We start from the raw sequence: 21322 nt of genomic DNA on the forward strand, positions 1-21322 counted from the left end.
TGTGGATAACTGCGGTCAGGAGCACGCCAAGAGTTATCCACAGCTCGGCGGGCTCGTTCGCCTAATGTCAGACCCATCGGGTTGCATGGGGGCATGAGCAACGAAGATCTGCGCACGGCGGCCGATGCCGTACTCGCCCGCCTCGTCGGCGGCCCCGCGCCCGCGAGTGGCGACGCGCCACCGTCAGACGGTCCGCGGCTGCGCGAGGACCAGTGGCGCGCGATCGAAGCGCTCGTCGCCGACAAGCGCCGGGCCCTGGTCGTGCAGCGCACGGGCTGGGGCAAGTCCGCCGTGTACTTCGTCGCGACCGCACTGCTGCGGGAGCGGGGCAGCGGCCCCACCGTGATCGTCTCCCCGCTGCTCGCGCTCATGCGCAATCAGGTGGAGTCCGCGGCACGAGCCGGAATCCGCGCCCGCACGATCAACTCCTCCAACACGGAGGAGTGGGAGACCATTCAGGCCGAGGTGGCTGGCGGTGACGTGGACGTCCTCCTGGTCAGCCCGGAGCGCCTGAACAACCCGGACTTCCGCGATCAGGTCCTGCCCAAGCTCGCCGCGGCGACCGGCCTGCTCGTGGTCGACGAGGCGCACTGCATCTCGGACTGGGGCCATGACTTCCGGCCCGACTACCGACGGTTGCGCACGATGCTCGCCGACCTGCCGCCGGGCGTCCCCGTCCTGGCCACCACCGCGACAGCCAACGCGCGCGTGACGGCCGACGTGGCCGAGCAGCTGGGCACCGGCGGCAGCTCGGACGCGCTCGTGCTGCGCGGCCCCCTCGACCGGGAGAGCCTGAGCCTGAGCGTTCTCCAACTTCCCAATGCGGCACACCGGTTGGCCTGGCTCGCCGACCACCTGGACGAGCTGCCGGGCTCGGGAATCATCTATACGCTCACCGTCGCCGCAGCCGAGGAGATCACCGCCTTCTTGCGGCAGTGCGGGCACACCGTCACCTCCTACACCGGAAAGACGGAGAACGCGGACCGCCAGCAGGCCGAGGAGGATCTGCTCGCCAATCGCGTGAAGGCCCTGGTCGCCACCTCCGCCCTGGGGATGGGCTTCGACAAGCCGGACCTCGGTTTCGTGGTGCACCTCGGCTCCCCCTCTTCCCCGATCGCGTACTACCAGCAGGTCGGTCGCGCGGGCCGCGGTGTCGACCACGCGGAGGTGCTGCTCCTTCCGGGCAAGGAGGACGAGGCGATCTGGAACTACTTCGCCTCGCTCGCCTTCCCGCCCGAGGAGCAGGTGCGGCGCACGCTCGACGTGCTGGCGGAGGCGGGCAGGCCCCTGTCGCTGCCCGCCCTGGAGCCCTTGGTCGAGCTGCGCCGGTCACGCCTCGAAACGATGCTCAAGGTTCTCGACGTAGATGGCGCGGTTCGGCGCGTCAAGGGCGGCTGGACCTCCACGGGGATGCCGTGGGCGTACGACGCCGAGCGCTACGCCTGGGTCGCCAAGCAGCGGCAGACGGAACAGCAGGCGATGCGTGATTACGCCACGACGCCCGGCTGCCGCATGGAGTTCCTGCGCCGGCAGCTGGACGACGAGGCGGCCGCCCCCTGCGGCCGCTGCGACAACTGCGCGGGAGCCCGTTTCACCGACGCCGTCTCCTCCGGGGCGCTCGACACGGCTAAGGGCGAATTGGTCCGCGCGGGCGTGGACGTCGAGCCTCGGAGGATGTGGCCGACGGGGCTCGCCGCGGTCGGCGTCGACCTCAAGGGACGTATCCCCGCCGGGGAACAGGCCTCCCAGGGGCGGGCGTTGGGACGGCTCTCGGACATCGGGTGGGGCAACCGGCTCAGGCCGATGCTCACCCCCCAGGCCCCTGACGGACCGGTGCCCGACGACGTGGCGAAGGCCGTGGTCGGCGTCCTCGCCGACTGGGCGAACGGGCCCGGCGGCTGGGCCTCGGGCAGCGCGGACGCGCAGCCTCGGCCGGCCGGCGTCGTGACCATGTCCTCGAACACCAGGCCCCAGCTGATCCAGTCGCTCGGCGCACGGATCGCCGAGGTCGGACGCCTCCCACTCCTCGGGTCCATCGAGTACGCCCCCGGAGCCGACACGGCTCATGTGCCGCGGACCAACAGTGCCCAGCGACTGCGCGCTCTCGACGGAACGCTGACCGTGCCCCCCGAGCTCGCCGCGGCGCTCCGGGAAGCGGGCGGCCCCGTGCTGCTCGTCGACGATCTGACGGACAGCGGCTGGACCCTGGCGGTGGCCTCGCGCATGCTCCGCCGAGCCGGAGCCACGGGGGTGCTGCCACTGGTCCTGGCTGTACAGGGCTGACACAAGCGTCAAGGTGGCGCGCTCTGGGCAGGGATATAGGAGGCGCATCACCAGATACCGGTCGGCGGTCCCAATTGCTCGTTGCCGCAAGGCAGTCCGACGGGAAGAATTGGTAGCGCTCCCCGCGCGGCTCCCCGTGGCCCGGCAGGACTGTGCCGCGCGCGGTGCGCTCCCCCAGTCCGACCCCGCCCTCTGGGCGCGTAGCCGAAGGGAGGACCGTGACCTTCGGATTCGCTCCGTCCGCTGCGGCATCGATGTCGGAGTCTTCGACGCCGGCCGAGATGTCCGCCGATTCCGCCAACCGACTGGCCCGGATGCTCGAGCCCGCGGAATGGTCAGCCGCGGGAATTCCCTTGCTGCGCAATCCGCGTGAGGTCGTCAGCGGCCTGCACGCCCGGCATCGTCCGACGCCCACGACAGCCGTCGTGGCTGTCCTCGATCCGGAGGAACGGCTGCGGGCGAGCGCTTCGTTCACCCGGCGGCCGAGCGCGGCGGACGGCTGGGTCTTCCGTAACGCGCTGCTCGCGCAGTTGCGTCGGGTCATCCCGCACGATCTGCGCCGCCGCACTCCGGTGCGCACCGCCGTCCTGCTCTACTGCCGTGACGGTGACGCGCGTTGGACACAGGAGGACGGGGCGTGGATGTGGGGACTGCGGGACGCCTGCACGCTGCACGGGCTGCGGTGCGGCGCCTACATCACGCTGACGCATGACGGCTGGCAGGTGCTCGGCGAGGGCCGCGGCGGGCGTCGGCCCAGCACCGGCTCGAAACCCGAGGCGTTCGCCGACACCGATCCGCCACCACAGCGCACCGGCGGCGCCGCGTCAGACGTACTGCGCCGAGCGGCGGCACGCTGAGGCGTCCGCCGCACCACCCGCCGCGAGGCGGGCCACAGGCATGGGCCGGAGCGCACTCACCGCTCGCGTCGCGCGGTACGCGACGCAAGCGGCGCGAAGCTCACCCGGCCATGCCACGGACACCGGCCGCTCCACGCCCGGCCCCGCCCACCCGACCTCGAAGTCAGGCGGCCGAAACCGGAACGCGGATGTCGGACAGCGAACGTCAGACGCCCGCGCCCAGCAACGCGTTGATCCGCTGCGGGTCACCGCAGACGATCAGCAGGGTTCCGGCCCGTCCGAGCGCCGTCGGCAGCGCGCCGACCGCGGTCTCCTCGCCGCCACCGTTCATGGCCACGACGACCACGGGCCGGGAGACGGCACGGTCCAGGGCGGCGGCGTCGGCGTAGAACACGTCGTCGCCCGCGTCGTGCTGGGCCCAGTAGGAGGCCTCACCGAACGACAGCTCGTGCGTGGCCCACGGGTGCGGGTCGCCGGTGGTGATCACCAGCACCTCACCCGGAGCGCGGCCCGAGTCGAGCAGCAGGTCGACGGCCTCCTCGGCGGCGTCGAGCGCCCCCTCGGCGGAAGCAGGGATCAGCTGGATCTGCGGAACCGAAGTACCGGCGTCCGTGGCGGGCCCCGCGGGGGGACCAACGGGAGCGGCGGAAGTTCCGGAAGCAGCCGGGGCGGACGGCCCTGGCTTGACGGCCGGCTCGTGCGACGTGCGCTGGGCCGGCGGCGTCGGCCGGGCGGGGCCCGGTCGGCCGGGACGCGGCGCAGCCGCGGGACGCGGGCCGGGTACGGGGCGGGGGGTCGGCGTGATGCGGCCACTGGCCGGGGTCACGCGGGGACCCTGGGCACTCTCGTGAATCTGAGGCTCCTCGGGACTGAGAGGCATGCGTAGTTGTCTATCAAACGCCGGTGCGCGAGGCATCAGCGGGTGGCACATGAGTGCGAGTGGAACTGCCGGAAGTGTCAGAAATCGAAGCCGAGCTGGCCCTCGATTTCCGGAACGCTTCCATCCGCCCAGCTGCGGGCCTTCTTGAGGTGCCGCCACTGGGGCAGCGCATCAAGATACGCCCACGACATCCGGTGGTACGGGGTGGGCCCCCGCTCCGCCAGCGCGGCCTTGTGCACCGGCGACGGATAGCCGGCGTTGGCCGCAAAACCGAAGTCTGCATGTTCGATACCCAGTTCGGCCATCATTTTGTCGCGCCGAACCTTGGCGATCACCGACGCCGCGGCGACGGCCACACAGGACTGGTCGCCCTTGATCACCGTACGGACCTGCCAGGGAGTCCCGAGATAGTCGTGCTTCCCATCGAGAATCACCACTTCCGGACGCACCGGGAGCGCCTCGAGGGCGCGTACGGCGGCGAGCCGCAGCGCGGCGGTCATCCCCATGTCGTCGATCTCCTCGGGCGAGGAGTGTCCAAGGGCATAGGCCGTGACCCAGCTCTCCAGCACCCCGGCGAGCAGGGTGCGCCGCTTGGGAGTGATCAGCTTGGAGTCGGTGAGTCCTTCGGGCGGCCTGCGCAGTCCGGTGATCGCCGCACATACGGTGACCGGTCCCGCCCACGCGCCGCGCCCGACTTCGTCGACTCCGGCAACGATCTTCGCTCCGGTGGTAGCGCGAAGGGAGCGCTCGACGGTGTGGGTGGGTGGTTCGTACGGCATGGCGTCATCAGCCTACGCCGCCCCGGACCACGGGCGACACCCAGGCCCACCCATGGCTACCGGCGGAGCAGCGGAACCATGACCTGATCGATCAGCTCGGCGAACTCCTCGTCGCCCCATTCACTCCCGCACACCTTGGAGCGGTACATCATCATCGCCGGAATGACGTCGCACACGTAGGAGTTCGTGGCCTCGTCGCGCACCTCTCCTCGCTCGACCCCCCGGCGTACGACCTCTTGGATCAGCCCCACGCTCGGCCCGATGACCCCGTCGAAGATCACCCCGTGAAACCGCTCGGCCGAGACGGTGTCGCACTCGTGAAGCACGGCACGAAGAGCGAATCCCGGCCGCGAGAACATCGCCTCACGCATCTGCCTGCACAACTGAAGGAGATCTTCTCTGACCCCTCCGCAGTCCGGCGCGGAGTCAAGTCTGGGAAGACCGGCCTGCAGCGCGTCGACGACGAGGTCTTCCTTGGAGGGCCAGCGGCGATAGACCGCGGCCTTGCCGGTCTGGGCACCCGCGGCCACGCCTTCCATCGTCAGGCCGTTCCAGCCGACGGTGCTGAGCTGCTCGAGCGTGGCCTCGAGGATCGCCCGTTCAAGGACGGGGCCTCGGCGGCGCAGGGAGGCCGATTGAGCGGATGCGGCGCTCCAGCGCGAAGTAACCATCGATATCTCTCCGTTGAGGTACTTGGAGGTCGGTGTACGTGGAGTACGAGGCAGTGTCAGTGAACGCTTGCGTTCACTGATGGGGAGTCACTACCTTTGACGTGACAGTGAACGGGTGCGTTCACTAACGCACGGGTGGGGGGACCCATAAGTGACAACCTCTCGGTTAGTTCAAGATCAGAAGCCCGGCGCCGCCCGCCGAGAAGGCCGGCCCGGCATCGCCCTGACCGTCATCGCGGCCTGCCAACTCATGGTGGTCCTCGACGCGACGATTGTGAACATCGCGCTCCCGCACATTCAGGACGCGCTCGAATTCTCCACCACCGACCTCACTTGGGTCGTCAGCGCGTACACCCTGACCTTCGGCGGCCTGCTGCTTCTCGGCGGCCGCGCCGGTGACATCCTCGGCCGCCGCCGAGTTTTCATGACCGGCATCCTGGTCTTCACCTTCGCCTCGCTCCTGGGTGGATTCGCCCAGGAACCCTGGCAGTTGCTGGCCGCACGCGCCCTGCAGGGCGTAGGTGGCGCGATCGCGTCGCCCACCTCTCTGGCCCTGATCACCACGACGTTTCCCGAAGGCCCCGAGCGCAACCGCGCGTTCGGCGTCTTCGCGGCCGTCTCCGCGGGCGGCGGCGCCATCGGCCTGCTCGCCGGCGGCATGCTCACGGAGTGGCTCGACTGGCGCTGGGTGCTGTTCGTGAACGTACCCATCGGCGTCCTGATCGCCTTCCTCGCCCCGATGTACATCAGCGAGTCCGAGCGCCATCCCGGCCGTTTCGACATCGCGGGTGCCCTCACGTCGACCCTCGGCATGGCATCCCTGGTCTACGGCTTCATCCGGGCGTCCGAGGACGGCTGGCGCGACAGTCTCACCCTGGGGTCGTTCGGCGTGGCGATCGTGCTGCTCCTTGTCTTCGCCCTGATCGAGAGCCGGGCGAAGGAACCGATCACTCCGCTGAAGATGTTCGCCGACCGCAACCGCTCCGGCTCGTACGTGATCATGCTGAGCCTGGCCGCGGCGATGTTCGGGATGTTCTTCTTCATCGTGCTCTTCGTTCAGAACGTCCTGAACTACACACCGATCGAGGCAGGCCTCGCCTTCCTGCCGGTCACGGTCGCGATCGTGGCGGGCGCCGGCATCTCCCAACGGCTCCTTCCGGTGCTCGGCCCCAAGCCGTTCATGGTGACCGGCTCGGCCATCGTCGCCCTCGGACTCGGCTGGCAGACCTTCATCAGCCCGGACAGTTCATACGTGGGCGGAGTGCTCGGACCGATGATGCTGTTCGGATTCGGCATGGGTCTGAACTTCGTGACCCTGACACTGACAGCCGTCTCCGGAGTGGCCCAGCACGAAGCGGGCGCGGCGTCAGGACTGCTCAACGTGACGCAGCAGGTGGGCGGTTCACTCGGCCTCTCCATCCTGACCACGGTGTTCGGTACGGCGAGCCGCGACGAGGGCAAGGATCAGATGGCGGACTTCATGGCGAACGCTTCGCCGGAACAGAAGGCGGCCTTTGCCAAGACCGGCGAACTGCCCGCCCCCTGGGGGCACGAAGTGCTCTCCCAGGGGATATCGACGGCCTTCATACCGGCCGTCGCCATGGCGGTGCTCGCCCTTGTCACCGCCCTGGTGCTCGTCAGAGTGCGCAAGAGCGACATGGACGCGTTGTCCGGCACGGCAAGCGCGGCGGGGCCTGCGGGCGGCTGACGGTACGTGCGTGTGACGGGGCGTGCGTCCATGCGCGCCGGGTCGCCCTCTGCGACGGGGAGGGGCGGCCCGGTACTCGCCGCCCCTTCCCATTCGCCCCGTAGGGCCACCCGAGGGTGCCGTGGGCGGCCTGTCCTCAAGAGCGGCGTCGGCGGACAGACCCCGCGCGTACTCCAGGTCGACTTCCGGACTCCTCGTAGCGCTGGACGTTGCGCTCCGCGATGAGGCGACGTCAGCCTGTCTCGACCGGCACCCAGCCGGGCAATACCTCGGTCCGCTCCAGCCACTCCCCGGGAGGCGTCCCGCTCTCACCGGAAGCGACCACTCCGCCCACGATCGCGCAGGTCGTGTCCATGTCGCCGCCCACCTGTGCAGTGGACCAGATGGCCTGCTCATAGGCTCCGAGGCCACGGGCCGCCGACCACAGCGCGAAGGGAACCGTGTCGTGCGCCGTCGTCCGGCGACCACACCCGAGGACCGCGGCAACGGTCGCCGCGTCTCCGTAGTCGAGCATGTCGCGGGCGCGACGGAGTCCCGCCCCCACGGCGCTGCGGGGCACGAGGTCGATGACACCGTCGAGCAGGGTCTTCGGCGCGGGCGGCCCCGCGGGGTCCGCGGCCAGTGCCGCGGCGGCAGCCACCGCCATGGCCCCCACGACCGCCTCACGGTGCTGATGCGTGGGGTAGGCGGAGATCTCCGCCTGGTGCGTCGCCTGCTCCGGGTCGTCCGCGTACCAGGCGCCGAGCGGGGCGATCCGCATGGCCGCCCCGTTGCCCCAGGAGCCCTGCCCCTTGAACAGCGCCGAGGCCAGCTCCCGCCAGTCCCCGCCCTCCCGGACCTGCCTGAGCAGGCGGTTCACGGCGGGGCCGTAGCCGCGGTCGAAGTCGTGGTGCTCTGCGAAGGAGAGGGCGAGCGCGTCCTGGTCGATCCGGTCGTGGCGGACCAGGACCGCGAGGACGGAGCAGGCCATCTCCGTGTCGTCGGTCCACTGCCAGGGGCCTGGGGGCGCTTCCCGCCGCTTCAGCAGCGGGTAGTTCGCGGGCACGAAGAACTGAGAGCCCAGCGCGTCCCCCACCGCCAGCCCACGCAGGCTGGCCAGGGCGCGGGCCAGGCGCCGGTCGGGAGAGGAGTCAGCGGTCATCGCTCGACCACTCTATCCGGTGACGCCGTTCTGTCCGGTGACGTACGTCTCGGCCATCCATTGACGCCGTACGTCTCGGCTGTCCAGTGACGCCGTACGTCTTGGGCTAACCGGTGACACCGTACGGTTCGGGTTCGCGCCAGCGTTCGAATGGCCGGTCCAGGGTGTACTTGCCGTCGTCGCCCAGCACGAGCGTCCGCATCTCCCCGTTCCCGGGGTTCGAGAGCGACTCGAACTCCGCCACCGACCAGTGGAACCAGCGCATGCAGAACAGCCGCATGGTCAGGCCATGGGTGACGAGCAGAACGTTCGGCGGATGGTCCGGGGCCTCGAAGCTTCGGTAGAGGCTCTCCAGGAAGGCGCCCACCCTGTCGTACACGTCGGCCCCCGACTCGCCCTGGGCGAAGCGGTAGAAGAAGTGCCCGTACGCGTCGCGGTACGCCTTCTGCAGCCTGACGTCGTCCCTGTCCTGCCAGTTCCCCCAGTCCTGCTCCCGCAGCCGCGGTTCCTCACGGATGCGGACCAGCTCGGGGTCGAGCCGCAGGGCCTTGAAGGTCTCGTGGGTGCGGCGGTAGGGCGAGACGTACACGCTCACCCGCTCCTGACCGATGGCCTCCCGTAGCTGCTCGCCCGTCTCGTCGGCCTGCTGCCACCCCTTCTCGGTGAGCGCCAGCGCGTGGTCGGGTTCGCGTTCGTACACGGTGTCGTCGGCGTTTCCGGCCGACTCGCCGTGCCGGACAAGGAAGATGCGCTGCGGACGTGCCATACGGAAACCCTAGATCGGGCCCTCCCGGGCGGCCCAACCGGTCGGCCGTCCGGGCTCCATCCGGCGTAGGTGGGCGCCGCCGCACGCCCCGCGCATCCGATAGCAGCGGCTCGCGCCCCATGGCCGATCGCGCCGTCACACCGTCCAGGACGGCTCCAGTTCGACGATGTCACCGGCCAGTGCCGCGACATCGGCCTCCGTCTGGGCACGCAGCGACAGGCGCTCGACCCGCTCCCTGCGGTACTTCCCGTGCTCGGCGGCCGAGAGCCACATCGAGAGGATGAGGAACTCGTGCCCCGGCGCCTCGCCGAAGAGTCCGCGCACCATCCCCGGGGAGCCCGCCATCGCCGGGTTCCAGACCTTCTCCTGCATGAGCGCGAAGTGCTCCACCCGCGCCTCACGGACCCGGCAGTGCGCCACCCGCACCACGTCGGCATCCGTGAAGCGCGGTTCGAACCCCGTCTTCACGTCGAAGCGGTGGTCGAAGAGCTTGATCTGGATGTTCTTGAAGGTGCCTGACTGCGTGGCGGCGAGCCGGTCATGGGAGCGCGCCATGAAGGAGTCGTAGAAGGCCCTGCTCTCCCAGAAGCCGAAGACGTGCGCCACGCCCGGCCGCTCCCGGCTCCACCCCCCGCCCTGTCCCCGGAACCCCGGCTCCCCCAGAAGCCCCGCCCACTTCCGCTGTCCCCGCTCGAACCCCCGTCGGTCCACCACGGTGCAGCGAATCCACTTGACCAGCACCGCGCCATCGTACGGCGCGGAGCGTGGCCCGGGTCACGCTCCGGCGTAGTGCGCCCGGATCAGCTCGGCGAGATCGTCGGCGCTCAGTTCAATACCGAACTCACGGTCGAGAACATCTCCCAACTCCCGGGCGGTTACGCCACGTTCGTCCGATGTGCCGTCGGGACGCATCACCGCCAAATGTTCACCGACCAATGTGCGTCGCACCTGTGGAGCGGCCCTCTGGATCACCGGACGGCGGATGAACGACGACAAGGGGTGGGTCGATGTGTAGTGGTTCATCACTACGTAGTCGACGGGCAGGCGTTCTTCCAGCGTGTATTCGTAGAGATCGAACCATCCGTCCTTGTGCTCGGTCCGCAACACCCGCGCACCGTTTGCTTCCTGGACGATCCCGAACCGCCACTCTCCTTGTCGCACGTCTTGCCCTACGTCGCCCTCGTTCGCCAGGAGGATCGGTTCGAGGAGCCCTTCGGCGCCGAAACCGACATCGCAGTGCCACTGCCGGCCGTTCGCCTCGACGTTCAGGAGCATGTGCGTCACCGCGCGACGCGAGGAGGCGCCGGACCTGACCCGCGCCCCGAGCCCCGTGACGGCGAAGCCGATCCGGTCAAGGGCGGCGGCGAACAGGAGGTTCTGCTCGTAGCAGTAGCCGCCTCTGCGCCGCCGCACCAGCTTGTCCTGCAACGCCCCCAGATCCAGCGGCACGGGCCGCCCGACCATCATCTCCAGGTTCTCGAAGGGGATCGACGCCACATGCGCCCTGTGCAGCCCACGGAGAGTGTCGAAGTCGGGCTTCGCTTCCCCCTCGTAACCGACCCGGACAAAGTAGGCCTCGATGTCCAGTTCTTCCCCGTTCCATGTCATGCGGCCAATGATCCACAGGACTGCGCCCGCCCGCCAACAGCCTTTCCCACCGGCGAACTTCAGTGATGTCAGTCATGCGTCGTAGCGTGTCTGGTGGACATGCCTAGAGCACCGGCGTCAGCGGGGACTACGAGGAGGGGGATCTCTGGTGAGCAGTGTCAGCAAGGGAATCGAGAAGGTCGAGGTGGGGCTCAAGTGGGATCCGAGCCCTCTCGGCTCACCGTCGCACGACCTCGACATCATCGCGGCGACCTACACGGCGGACGCTCCGTACGACAGCCCGGTGTACCTGGTGCATTTCGACAGCCGTGCCCCCGACGGGACGATCACTCTGAACAGGGACAGCCAGACAGGTCAGGGCTTCGGCTTCGACGAGGTCATGACCCTGGAGCTCGACCGGCTCGCGGCGACGTACGCGCGCGTGGTGGTCGGTGTGGCCATACAGCCCCATGAGGAGCGCAAGGTGTTCGGCGACGTTCCTAACACCTCCGTACGCATCCGCCATGGATACACGGACCTCGCCCAGAGCGACCTCTCCGGTGTCTCCGGGTACACGGCGGCCACCGTCGCCGAGTTCACCCGGGACGAGTCGGGCGCCTGGGCCTTCCGCGAGGTCATCCGCGGCTTTGACGCCGACCCGACGTCCTTCGCGGCGCTGATGGGCGGCGCGCTCTGAGAACGCGGTGAGGGGTTGGAGGAGCCCGCAGGCTCCGCCAACCCCTCACCGGGCTAGGTCAGCTGATCAGCTGCAACCGCTGGTCGAGCCGCAGCCCTCGCAGATGTAGCAGGAGCCGGCCCGCTGCATCTTCGTCCCGCAGGAGAAGCACAGCGGCGCGTCGGCCTGGATGCCCAGTTGCATCTCGACGAGCTCGGCGCTGGTGTGCGCCTGCTGCGGAGCGGGCTTCTCGGCCTCGGCCTGGGCCTTCGGCGTGGCGACCGCCTTCAGGACCTCGGGCTGCCGCGGAGCGGACTGCGCCAGGCCCTCGACGTCGACGTCCGACTCCTCCATGGACGGCTCGTACGAACCGGTCTCCAGGTGCCGCTGACGCTCTTCGGCCGAGTGGATGCCGAGCGCGGAGCGGGTCTCGAAGGGCAGGAAGTCCAGCGCGAGGCGGCGGAAGATGTAGTCGACGATCGACTGCGCCATCCGCACGTCCGGGTCGTCCGTCATGCCGGCCGGCTCGAAGCGCATGTTCGTGAACTTCGAGACGTACGTCTCCAACGGAACGCCGTACTGCAGGCCCACGGAGACGGCGATCGAGAAGGCGTCCATCATGCCCGCGAGGGTCGAACCCTGCTTGGACATCTTCAGGAAGACCTCGCCGAGACCGTCGTCCGGATAGGAGTTGGCGGTCATGTAGCCCTCGGCGCCACCCACGGTGAAGGAGGTGGTGATCCCCGGGCGGCCCTTGGGGAGGCGCTTGCGGACGGGGCGGTACTCGACCACCTTCTCGACCGCGGCACGGATCGTGTCCTCGGTCTTCTCGGTGACCTCGGCCTTCTCCTTCTCCTTCGTCTTGGCGGAGAGGGGCTGGCCGACCTTGCAGTTGTCGCGGTAGATGGCGAGCGCCTTGACGCCCATCTTCCAGGCCTCGTAGTAGACCTCTTCGACGTCCTCGACGGTGGCCGTCTCCGGCAGGTTGACCGTCTTGGAGAGCGCGCCGGAGATCCACGGCTGGATGGCCGCCATCATGCGGACGTGACCCATCGCGGAGATGGAACGCTCGCCCATCGCGCAGTCGAAGACCTCGTAGTGCTCGGTCTTCAGGCCGGGGGCGTCGATCACATTGCCGTGGTCGGCGATGTGGGCGACGATCGCCTCGATCTGCTCCTCCTGGTAGCCCAGGCGACGCAGGGCCTGCGGCACGGTGCCGTTGACGATCTGCATCGAGCCGCCGCCGACGAGCTTCTTGAACTTGACCAGAGCGAGGTCGGGCTCAAGACCGGTCGTGTCACAGGACATCGCCAGACCGATGGTGCCGGTCGGGGCGATGACCGATGCCTGCGAGTTACGGAAACCGTTCTTCTCGCCGAGGCGGATCACGTCCTGCCAGGCCTCCGTGGCGGCGGCCCAGATCGGCGTGTCCAGGTCGTCGACACGGGGCGCCGTGGCGTTGGCGTCCGAGTGCTGCTTCATGACGCGCTTGTGGGGCGTCGCGTTCTTGGCGTAGCCGTCGTAGGGACCGACGACCGCGGCGAGCTCGGCGGAACGCTTGTACGACCTACCCGTCATCAGCGAGGTGATGGCGCCGGCCAGGGAGCGGCCACCGTCGGAGTCGTACGCGTGGCCGGTGGCCATCAGCAGGGCGCCGAGGTTGGCGTAGCCGATGCCCAGCTGGCGGAAGGCGCGGGTGTTCTCGCCGATCTTCTGCGTCGGGAAGTCCGCGAAGCAGATCGAGATGTCCATCGCGGTGATGACCAGCTCGACGACCTTGGCGAAGCGCTCGGCGTCGAAGGACTGGTTGCCCAGACCGTCGTCCTTGAGGAACTTCATCAGGTTCAGCGAGGCGAGGTTGCAGGACGTGTTGTCCAGGTGCATGTACTCGCTGCACGGGTTCGAGCCGTTGATCCGGCCGGACTCCGGGCAGGTGTGCCAGGCGTTGATGGTGTCGTCGTACTGGATGCCGGGGTCGGCACAGGCCCAGGCGGCCTCGGCCATCTTGCGGAAGAGCGACTTGGCGTCGACCTCCTCGATGACGTCGCCCGTCATGCGGGAGGTGAGGCCGAACTTGCCGCCCTCCTCGACCGCCTTCATGAACGTGTCGTTCACACGGACCGAGTTGTTGGCGTTCTGGTACTGGACGGACGTGATGTCGTCGCCGCCCAGGTCCATGTCGAAGCCCGCGTCACGCAGGGCGCGGATCTTCTCCTCTTCCTTCACCTTGGTCTCGATGAAGCCCTCGATGTCGGGGTGGTCGACGTCGAGGATGACCATCTTGGCCGCGCGGCGCGTGGCGCCACCCGACTTGATCGTTCCTGCGGAAGCGTCGGCACCGCGCATGAAGGAGACCGGTCCGGAGGCGTTGCCCCCGGAGGACAGCAGTTCCTTGGAGGAGCGGATGCGGGAGAGGTTCAGGCCGGCGCCGGAGCCGCCCTTGAAGATCATCCCCTCTTCCTTGTACCAGTCGAGGATCGAGTCCATGGAGTCGTCGACGGCCAGGATGAAGCAGGCGGAGACCTGCTGCGGCTGGGGCGTGCCGACGTTGAACCAGACCGGCGAGTTGAAGCTGAAGATCTGGTGCAGGAGGGCGTACGCCAGCTCGTGCTCGAAGATCTCGGCGTCGGCGGGCGAGGCGAAGTAGCTGTAGTCCTCGCCGGCCTTGCGGTAGGTCTTCACGATGCGGTCGATCAGCTGCTTGAGGCCGGTCTCGCGCTGCGGGGTGCCAACGGCCCCGCGGAAGTACTTGCTGGTGACGATGTTGACCGCGTTCACCGACCAGAAGTCGGGGAACTCGACGCCACGCTGCTCGAAGTTGACCGAGCCGTCGCGCCAGTTGGTCATGACGACGTCTCGGCGCTCCCAGACCACCTCGTCGTACGGATGCACGCCGGGCGTCGTATGGATGCGCTCGATACGCAGACCCTTGCTGGCCTTGGATCCCTTGGCTCGGGAACCTCGTGCCGGGCCGCTCGTCGTCTCGGTCATGCCGCCTCCCTGTATCAGGCTAAAACGCCCTGAAGTGCCACGATGTTCCCGTGACACGGTGTTGTCCGGTGCCGCGAAAGCCGCGAAGGCTCCGCAACAGGTCTGTGTGTGTCGCCGTCGGCCGTTCAGCCGGTCAGTCGGCGGCAGTGGCGGGCACCGGGACTTCGACAGTCCCTCCGGGCCCGCATTCGTTCGCGCCGGGCGCCCCGCCGGCACCCTGCGGCTCTTCGTCGAGCCGCTTTTCCCGCTGTTCCCTCAGTTCCCCGACGGCAGCCTCGAAGTCGTCGAGCGAGTCGAAAGCCCGGTATACGGACGCGAAGCGCAGGTAGGCCACGAGGTCCAGCTCCTGCAGCGGACCGAGTATGGCCAGACCGACGTCGTGCGTGGTCAGTTCGGCGCTTCCGGTGGCCCGCACCGCCTCCTCGACCCGCTGGCCGAGCTGGGCGAGGGCGTCCTCGGTCACCGGCCGCCCCTGGCACGCCTTGCGTACGCCGTTGATCACCTTCGTACGGCTGAAGGGCTCGGTCACGCCGCTGCGCTTGACCACCATCAGCGAACACGTCTCCACGGTCGTGAAACGACGGGAGCAGTCGGGGCACTGACGGCGCCTGCGGATCGACGTTCCGTCATCGGTGGTGCGACTGTCGACCACGCGACTGTCGGGGTGCCTGCAGAAGGGGCAGTGCATGGAACTCCCAACCCTCCTTCACGACACGACTCATAGGCCTCAACAGGCCCAGGGGGCCCTCGAAGCAGCCCCAAGCATAGGCGATGCCCGAGGCCTGAAAAGACCGGGGACCACAACTTCTGGGCCGCGGTCGCAATCCAACCACTAGATCTGGGGTTTGGTCGTAAATCCGGCCCCATCGCGTGTCGCGCAGCCACGGTCCGCCGGGAAGGGTACGAGGCCACCTCGCGCGCCACACAAGAAGGGGGCGGTGCCGGGTTGACCGGGCTGCGAGTGGCAGTATGGGAGCCCCACTGAGCGGGGCGCGACCCTGGCGGTGAAGCGTACCGTAATGAACCGAAATGCCAGTCGGCTCGAACGTTAGCCATACACCCAGACGCATGATCGCGGCAGGCATTCTGCGATTTTTCACTCGAACGTGTGTTTGGCGCAACCTTTCGAAAGCAACTACCGTTGGCTAACTAGGGAGACAATCTCGAGAGGGGCCGACCGACGTGACCACCACCGCAGACAGCGCCACCATCACTGCCCAGGACCGCCAGAGCCGACTCGAGCCGGTGCATGCCATGAATGACGCCACGAACTCGGAGGGCCCCAAGCCCGCACGCTCCCTACCAGGACGACCTCCGGGCATCCGCGCCGACAGCTCGGGGCTCACCGACCGGCAGCGCCGCGTCATCGAGGTCATCAGGGACTCGGTGCAGCGGCGGGGGTACCCGCCGTCGATGCGGGAGATCGGGCAGGCGGTAGGCCTCTCCAGCACCTCGTCGGTCGCTCATCAGCTGATGGCCCTGGAGCGCAAGGGCTTCCTGCGCCGCGACCCGCACCGCCCGCGTGCGTACGAGGTGCGGGGCTCGGACCAGCCGAGCAGCCAGCCCACGGACACGGCGGGCAAGCCCGCCGCTTCGTACGTCCCGCTGGTCGGCCGCATCGCGGCCGGTGGCCCGATCCTCGCCGAGGAGTCGGTGGAGGACGTCTTCCCGCTCCCCCGGCAGCTCGTCGGTGACGGTGAGCTCTTCGTCCTCAAGGTCGTCGGTGACTCGATGATCGAGGCCGCCATCTGTGACGGGGACTGGGTCACGGTGCGCCGCCAGCCGGTCGCGGAGAACGGCGACATCGTCGCCGCCATGCTCGACGGCGAAGCCACGGTGAAGCGGTTCAAGCGCGAGGACGGTCACGTGTGGCTGCTGCCTCACAACTCCGCGTATCAGCCCATCCCCGGTGACGAGGCGACGATCCTCGGCAAGGTGGTGGCGGTGCTGCGGCGAGTGTGAGCCGCCACCCCTGACCGGGCCCCGGAACCAACTGCGCCGGTTCCGGGGCCCTGCTGCGTCTGGAGGCGTCCGGGCCAGGCCCGTAGAGCCTGGCCCCCTGCTGAACGCGACCCCGCCCTACTCCGCTGCGGCCTCGTCCTCGCCGTCCGTCTGGGGGTTGGCCTTCGGATCGGGCTTGGGGTTGGGCGTGGGATCTGCCTTGGCAGCCGCGTCGATCGCAGCCAGGGAGCGGCGCACCTGATTGCGGTCCGTCGTGTACCAGAAGTCGGGAAGCGAAGCCCGCAGATAGCTGCCGTAGCGCGCGGTCGCGAGGCGGGGGTCCAGGACTGCGACCACTCCACGGTCCGCCGAGGCCCGCACGAGCCGCCCCGCCCCCTGCGCCATCAGGAGTGCCGCGTGCGTTGCGGCGATGGCCATGAAGCCGTTCCCCCCGCCGTCGTCCACCGCCTTCTGGCGAGCGCTCATCAGTGGGTCGTCGGGCCGCGGGAAGGGAATCTTGTCCATGACCACCAACTGGCAGCTGGCGCCGGGCACATCGACGCCCTGCCACAGGGAAAGCGTCCCGAACAGGCAGGTGCGCGTGTCCGCCGCGAAGTTCTTGATCAGCTCGCCCAGCGTCTCCTCGCCCTGCAGCAGGATGGGCATGTCGAGCCGGCCCCGGAGCTCCTCGGCGGCGTTCTGAGCGGCGCGCATGGACGAGAAGAGACCGAGCGTACGACCGCCTGCCGCCTCGATCAGTTCGGCCAGCTCGTCGATCATGTCGCTGCGCGTGCCTTCACGGCCCGGCCTGGCCAGGTGCTGGGCGACGTACAGGATCCCCTGCTTGCGGTAGTCGAAGGGTGAGCCGACGTCGAGGCCCTTCCAGGCCGGGGCGTCATCGGACTCGGTGCCCTCGGGGGCGAGCCCCAGGGAGGCCCCCACCCCGTTGAAGTCGCCGCCGAGCTTGAGGGTGGCGGACGTGAGGACCACGGAGCGGTCACTGAAGAGCTTCTCGCGGAGCAGGCCCGATACGGACATGGGCGCCACCCTGAGGGAGGCTCCGAAGCGATCGTGCCGTTCGTACCAGACGACGTCCCACTCGGAGCCGTTCGTGATGCGCTCCGCCACGTCGTGGATCGTCTCGACCGAGGCGAGGGCCTGTTTGCGTACGGCGTCCTCGTCCTGGACCGACTTGTCGCGGGTGGAGCCCAGGGCGGAGATGACCGTGCGGGCGGCGTCACGCAGTGCCATGAGCGCGTAACCGAGATCCTCCGGGACCTCCTCGAGGCGGCCGGGGAGCGCCAGCTCCATCACCCGCTCGAAGCCCTCGGACGCGGTCTGGAGCTGATCCGCCACCTTTTCGTTCACGAGCTTGGCGGCTCGGCGCACGGCGCGGTTGACCTGGCCAGGAGTGAGCTCACCGGTGGCGACACCGGTCACGCGCGAGACCAGCTCATGGGCCTCGTCCACGATCAGCACTTCGTGCTGGGGAAGGACGGGGGCGCCCTCGATGGCGTCGATCGCGAGCAGTGCGTGGTTGGTGACCACGACCTCGGAGAGCTTGGCCCGCTCCCGCGCGGCCTCGGCGAAGCACTCCGCCCCGTACGCACACTTCGACGCGCCCAGGCACTCCCTGGAGGAGACGGACACCTGGGACCAGGCACGGTCGGAGACCCCGGGCGTGAGGTCGTCCCGGTCGCCGGTCTCCGTCTCGTCCGCCCAGTCGCGCATCCGCAGCAGGTCCTGGCCGAGCTTGCTGGTGGGGGCGGCGGCCTCGAACTGGTCGAAGAGACCCGGGCCCTCCTCCTCTTCCTGTGGCATGCCTTCATGGAGGCGGTGCAGACACAGATAGTTCGAGCGGCCCTTGAGCATGGCGAACTGAGGGCGCCGGCGCAGCAGCGGATGCAATGCGTCCACCGTCCGCGGCAGGTCGCGCTCCACGAGCTGACGCTGCAGCGCGAGCGTGGCAGTCGCCACCACCACCCGCTCACCGTGCGCGAGCGCGGGCACCAGATAGCCGAGGGACTTGCCCGTGCCGGTGCCGGCCTGGATCAGCAGATGGGAGCCGTCGTCGATCGCCTCGGCGACGGTCTCGGCCATCGTCACCTGGCCAGGGCGCTCCATGCCGCCGACGGCGGTGACGGCGGCGTGCAGGAGCTCGGGAAGGGAGGGCTTTGTCATAGCGCGACCACCCTACGGGTCTCCACTGACAATCCTTCGATCAAGGCTGGTGCAGAGGGTTCGGCACGCTCCCGTGCACGGCGGCGTGCGGGCGCTCGGGGCGGTCCCGGTACCCGTCGAGGTGGAGCCGGTTGCGGTTGAGGCACAGCCGCTCGATGCGCGGGGTGAGCAGGTCGAACATCTCGTACCGCTCCTTGAGCTGCGGGGCGCGCGCCTGATGGCGCAGGATCTCGGCGCGGACGAGGGACCAGAAGGTGGTCTCCGGGATGTCGAGCTGCTCCTGGCAGAGCGGGGCGAGGTAGCGGAAGACGCCCACGAAGAGCCCTGAATGGATGAACTGCGTGAGGAAGTCGGGGCGTTCGGTGAGCAGTACGTCGCGGACGTCACCCGGCATCGACGCGTGCTCGGGAAGGGCCTCGGCGCTGACGTTGATGTCGTCGACGAAGTCCTTCACCGCGAGCCGGACGGGTACGTCCTTGTCGTCGAAGACGACGATGGCGTTCTCCCCGTGCGGGGAGAACACCGTGCCGTACCGGTACAGGAACTGCAGGAGCGGCGGCAGCAGGGCGTTGAAGAGCCGCCGCAGCCAGGCCTCCGGGGCAAGGCCCGAGCGCTCGACCAGCTCGGCGACGAAGGCCCTGCCGTCCGGGTCGGTGTGCAACAAGGAAGCGAGTGTGCGGGCTCGCTCGTCGGGAGCGAGATAGCGGGTGATCGGTTCGCGCCAGATCGCACCCAGTAGTTCTTTGTACTGGTAGGGGACCTCGGGAAGGCCGTCGTACAACGGGTGCTCGACGGTCACCGACGCGACCTCACCGAGCAGGATCACGCGGCATTCGTCGCGCAGGAAGGGGTCGGCGTCGCGCAGGGCGTGCATCCACGCGGTGACGGCGGGGGCGGCCAGAGTGCGCTCGGTCGGAAGGCCGCGCCACACCAGGGTGTTGAGGACCGACAGGGGCAGCTTGACGGTGTGCCGGTCGGGGCGGGACAGATTCAGGAACGTACGAATGGACTGCTGGGGCAGGCGCAGGTCGCCGTCCGTGGGGAGGGGCACGATGGCGCCCGCGGCGACGGATGGGGCGAAGAGGGGCAGGATGATGTCGTCCCACTGCCACGGATGCACCGGCAAATAGAGGTAGGCGTGCGGGTCGAGGCCGCGTGCCCTGAGTATGTCTGCGAAGGACTCCCGTGTGGCTGAGGCGAGTTCACGTGTGTAGAGCTTCTCTGCCGCGTCCAGGCCGACGACGCCTCGGTAGGCGGCGAGGTCGGTGTGGACCGCGATCCAGGGGAGCTCCGCGGTGAGACGTGCCTCGGGCGCCCAGCGGGCGGCGTCACTGGCGGAGAAGCCGATGCGGCCCTTGTTGAGGACGAGCCAGGGGTGGCCGGTCTGATGCCCTTCGAGTTCGGCGTAGCCGAGGTCGGCGAGCTGCGCCGCGGTGAGGGCGGTCCGGTCGAGCCGGGCGTCGGCAGCGAGCGTGATGGTCAGCTCGCGGACGAGGTGGCCGAGCGTGGCGCCGTCGATTCCCAGGGTGCGCCGGGCTCGGGTGAGGAAACGGAGGGGGTCATTGAAGGGGAGGGGCGGGCCCTCGCCCTCGGCCAGGGCAAGGCTGGCCGGGTCGACGTGCCAACTGCCGTACGAGCCACGGCGGGCGCGGAAGAGTAGGCGAGGGGTTGGCGCGGGGGCCGGCGTGCCACGGCTCTCACCATCGCCGTCACTCGCACTCTGGCCATCGCCATAGCCATGGCTCTCGCTGTCGCCGTCGCCGTCGAGGCGGAGGCTGTAACTGTCTGTGCCGGCCGGTCCGGCGAGGACGGGCTCGATGATCTCCTCGTAGGCGAACTCGCCGACCATTTTGGCGAGGAGACGGCGCCCTCCTCTCGCCCACCTGTCAGGGGTCAGCTCGGGCGGGTCGTAGAGAACGCTCGGGTCGCGGAGAGCGGACGGCTCCCGGGACGTCGGGGGGACGGACGGATTCGGCACGGGGACTCCTCAGGGAGGGAACCGGATCAGGTCGAGCGGTGTACTAAGAGTGAGCGGGTCAGAGCAGAGCGCGCAGGGCCCGGTCACGGACCATGAGGGCCGCGCGCTTGTCGGGGAGATCCACCTCGGCGGCGAAGCGGAAGCCGGCGCTCAGGAACGCGGAGACGGAGGGGGTGTTGCGCAGGTCGGGTTCTGCGATGACTCGTGCGCATGAGGCACGACGGTCGAGCACGAGGTCGGCGACGGCTTTCAGCAGGGAGGTGCCGAGCCCTCGGCCACGGTCGGCGACACCGCCGATGAGGAGGTGAACACCGGTGTCGTGCGGGCGGGCCGGGTAGTGACGGGCCAGGGCGTCGAGGTCCGCGCGGTAGACCTCCCAGTAGCTCATCGGCGTGCCGTCCAGGACACCGAGGCAGGGCACGCTGCGTCCGTCGCCGTCGATCTGGTCGCGCAGGTGCGACTCCGTGACGGCATCAGGGCCGGCAAGTTCCCAGAACGCCGCCACCGCGGGGTCGTTCATCCACCGGCTGATGAGGGAGAGATCGCGTTCGATACGCACAGGGACAAGTTGGAAGACACCGGCTGAGGTGGTCGCGGGGCCCCAGTCGGCGACGTTGTCGAGCAGGTCGTCGGCCGTCGGGGCGGCCGTCGGTGCCGGGGCCCGGTCTGCCATGCGTGCGTCGGACTCGATGCGGCCTGCGTACGCGCCCTTCGCCGGGGCCGAGCCATTCGCGCCGAACAGCGCGATGAGTTCGTCCGGGAGGCGCAGGTCCAGGGTGTCCTGGACGTCTGCCCGGTCGGCGGCGGAGGACTCGGTGGCGGGTTCGGTGACGGACTCGGTTCCGGCGTCGGTGCTCGCATCGGGGGGAGGCGGAGGCACGGC

General features: G+C 69.1%; 17 protein-coding genes. 5 read left to right on the forward strand and 12 right to left on the reverse strand.

Annotated features, from left to right (window positions below; all coding sequences use genetic code 11):
* The first annotated feature begins 93 nt into the window (after window positions 1-93).
* On the forward strand, window positions 94-2283 hold the full coding sequence (locus ACIBCK_RS13265) for a RecQ family ATP-dependent DNA helicase (protein WP_399389649.1): 2190 nt from the start codon (window positions 94-96) through the stop codon (window positions 2281-2283).
* Between the two features lie 218 nt (window positions 2284-2501).
* Complete coding sequence (locus ACIBCK_RS13270) at window positions 2502-3140, forward strand: hypothetical protein (RefSeq protein ID WP_399389650.1); 639 nt, start codon at window positions 2502-2504, stop codon at window positions 3138-3140.
* A gap of 205 nt (window positions 3141-3345) precedes the next feature.
* Here ACIBCK_RS13270 and ACIBCK_RS13275 read toward each other — a convergent pair whose 3' ends face one another.
* The 3 genes from ACIBCK_RS13275 to ACIBCK_RS13285 form a co-directional block, all read right to left on the reverse strand.
* Window positions 3346-4020 (reverse strand): hypothetical protein, encoded by a 675-nt coding sequence (locus ACIBCK_RS13275; RefSeq protein WP_399389652.1) that lies wholly within the window; start codon window positions 4018-4020, stop codon window positions 3346-3348.
* Window positions 4021-4097: 77 nt separating this feature from the next.
* On the reverse strand, window positions 4098-4799 hold the full coding sequence (locus ACIBCK_RS13280) for a ribonuclease HII (RefSeq protein ID WP_399389654.1): 702 nt from the start codon (window positions 4797-4799) through the stop codon (window positions 4098-4100).
* A gap of 56 nt (window positions 4800-4855) precedes the next feature.
* Complete coding sequence (locus ACIBCK_RS13285; RefSeq protein WP_399389656.1) at window positions 4856-5470, reverse strand: TetR/AcrR family transcriptional regulator; 615 nt, start codon at window positions 5468-5470, stop codon at window positions 4856-4858.
* Between the two features lie 151 nt (window positions 5471-5621).
* Here ACIBCK_RS13285 and ACIBCK_RS13290 point away from each other — a divergent pair, with 151 nt between their 5' ends.
* Window positions 5622-7178, forward strand: coding sequence for an MFS transporter (locus tag ACIBCK_RS13290; RefSeq protein WP_399389658.1), 1557 nt, complete (start codon window positions 5622-5624; stop codon window positions 7176-7178).
* Between the two features lie 232 nt (window positions 7179-7410).
* On the opposite strand, the gene ACIBCK_RS13295 is transcribed toward ACIBCK_RS13290, so the two are convergent.
* The 4 genes from ACIBCK_RS13295 to ACIBCK_RS13310 form a co-directional block, all read right to left on the reverse strand.
* The gene (locus tag ACIBCK_RS13295) at window positions 7411-8319 is read right to left on the reverse strand and encodes an ADP-ribosylglycohydrolase family protein (protein WP_399389660.1); all 909 of its coding nucleotides are present in this window, start codon (window positions 8317-8319) and stop codon (window positions 7411-7413) included.
* 106 nt (window positions 8320-8425) lie between these two features.
* Complete coding sequence (locus ACIBCK_RS13300; RefSeq protein ID WP_399389662.1) at window positions 8426-9085, reverse strand: histidine phosphatase family protein; 660 nt, start codon at window positions 9083-9085, stop codon at window positions 8426-8428.
* Window positions 9086-9220: 135 nt separating this feature from the next.
* Window positions 9221-9826: a YdbC family protein gene (locus ACIBCK_RS13305; protein ID WP_399389664.1), complete on the reverse strand. Its 606-nt coding sequence runs from the start codon at window positions 9824-9826 to the stop codon at window positions 9221-9223.
* 33 nt (window positions 9827-9859) lie between these two features.
* Entirely contained in the window at window positions 9860-10693 is an 834-nt protein-coding gene (locus ACIBCK_RS13310) for an arylamine N-acetyltransferase (RefSeq protein ID WP_399389666.1), read from the reverse strand.
* A gap of 148 nt (window positions 10694-10841) precedes the next feature.
* Between ACIBCK_RS13310 and ACIBCK_RS13315 the strand changes: the two genes are divergently transcribed.
* On the forward strand, window positions 10842-11369 hold the full coding sequence (locus ACIBCK_RS13315; protein ID WP_399389668.1) for a TerD family protein: 528 nt from the start codon (window positions 10842-10844) through the stop codon (window positions 11367-11369).
* 66 nt (window positions 11370-11435) lie between these two features.
* Here the strand turns inward: ACIBCK_RS13315 and ACIBCK_RS13320 are convergent, their stop codons facing one another.
* Complete coding sequence (locus tag ACIBCK_RS13320) at window positions 11436-14339, reverse strand: vitamin B12-dependent ribonucleotide reductase (protein ID WP_399389670.1); 2904 nt, start codon at window positions 14337-14339, stop codon at window positions 11436-11438.
* A 133-nt stretch (window positions 14340-14472) separates the two neighbouring features.
* A complete protein-coding gene (gene nrdR / locus ACIBCK_RS13325; protein ID WP_399389672.1) occupies window positions 14473-15027 on the reverse strand; it encodes a transcriptional regulator NrdR in 555 nt (184 codons plus the stop codon).
* Window positions 15028-15521: 494 nt separating this feature from the next.
* Between nrdR and lexA the strand changes: the two genes are divergently transcribed.
* The gene (lexA, locus tag ACIBCK_RS13330) at window positions 15522-16301 is read left to right on the forward strand and encodes a transcriptional repressor LexA (RefSeq protein ID WP_399389673.1); all 780 of its coding nucleotides are present in this window, start codon (window positions 15522-15524) and stop codon (window positions 16299-16301) included.
* A 117-nt stretch (window positions 16302-16418) separates the two neighbouring features.
* Here lexA and ACIBCK_RS13335 read toward each other — a convergent pair whose 3' ends face one another.
* The 3 genes from ACIBCK_RS13335 to ACIBCK_RS13345 are packed head-to-tail and all read right to left on the reverse strand — an operon-like array spanning window position 16419 to window position 21319.
* Window positions 16419-18461, reverse strand: coding sequence for an ATP-dependent DNA helicase (locus ACIBCK_RS13335; RefSeq protein ID WP_399389675.1), 2043 nt, complete (start codon window positions 18459-18461; stop codon window positions 16419-16421).
* Window positions 18462-18501: 40 nt separating this feature from the next.
* Window positions 18502-20439: an IucA/IucC family protein gene (locus ACIBCK_RS13340; RefSeq protein WP_399389676.1), complete on the reverse strand. Its 1938-nt coding sequence runs from the start codon at window positions 20437-20439 to the stop codon at window positions 18502-18504.
* 58 nt (window positions 20440-20497) lie between these two features.
* The gene (locus tag ACIBCK_RS13345) at window positions 20498-21319 is read right to left on the reverse strand and encodes a GNAT family N-acetyltransferase (RefSeq protein WP_399389678.1); all 822 of its coding nucleotides are present in this window, start codon (window positions 21317-21319) and stop codon (window positions 20498-20500) included.
* Window positions 21320-21322 lie beyond the last annotated feature (3 nt).

It is taken from the genome of Streptomyces sp. NPDC051218 (assembly GCF_044455475.1).
Taxonomy (GTDB): Bacteria; Actinomycetota; Actinomycetes; order Streptomycetales; family Streptomycetaceae; genus Streptomyces.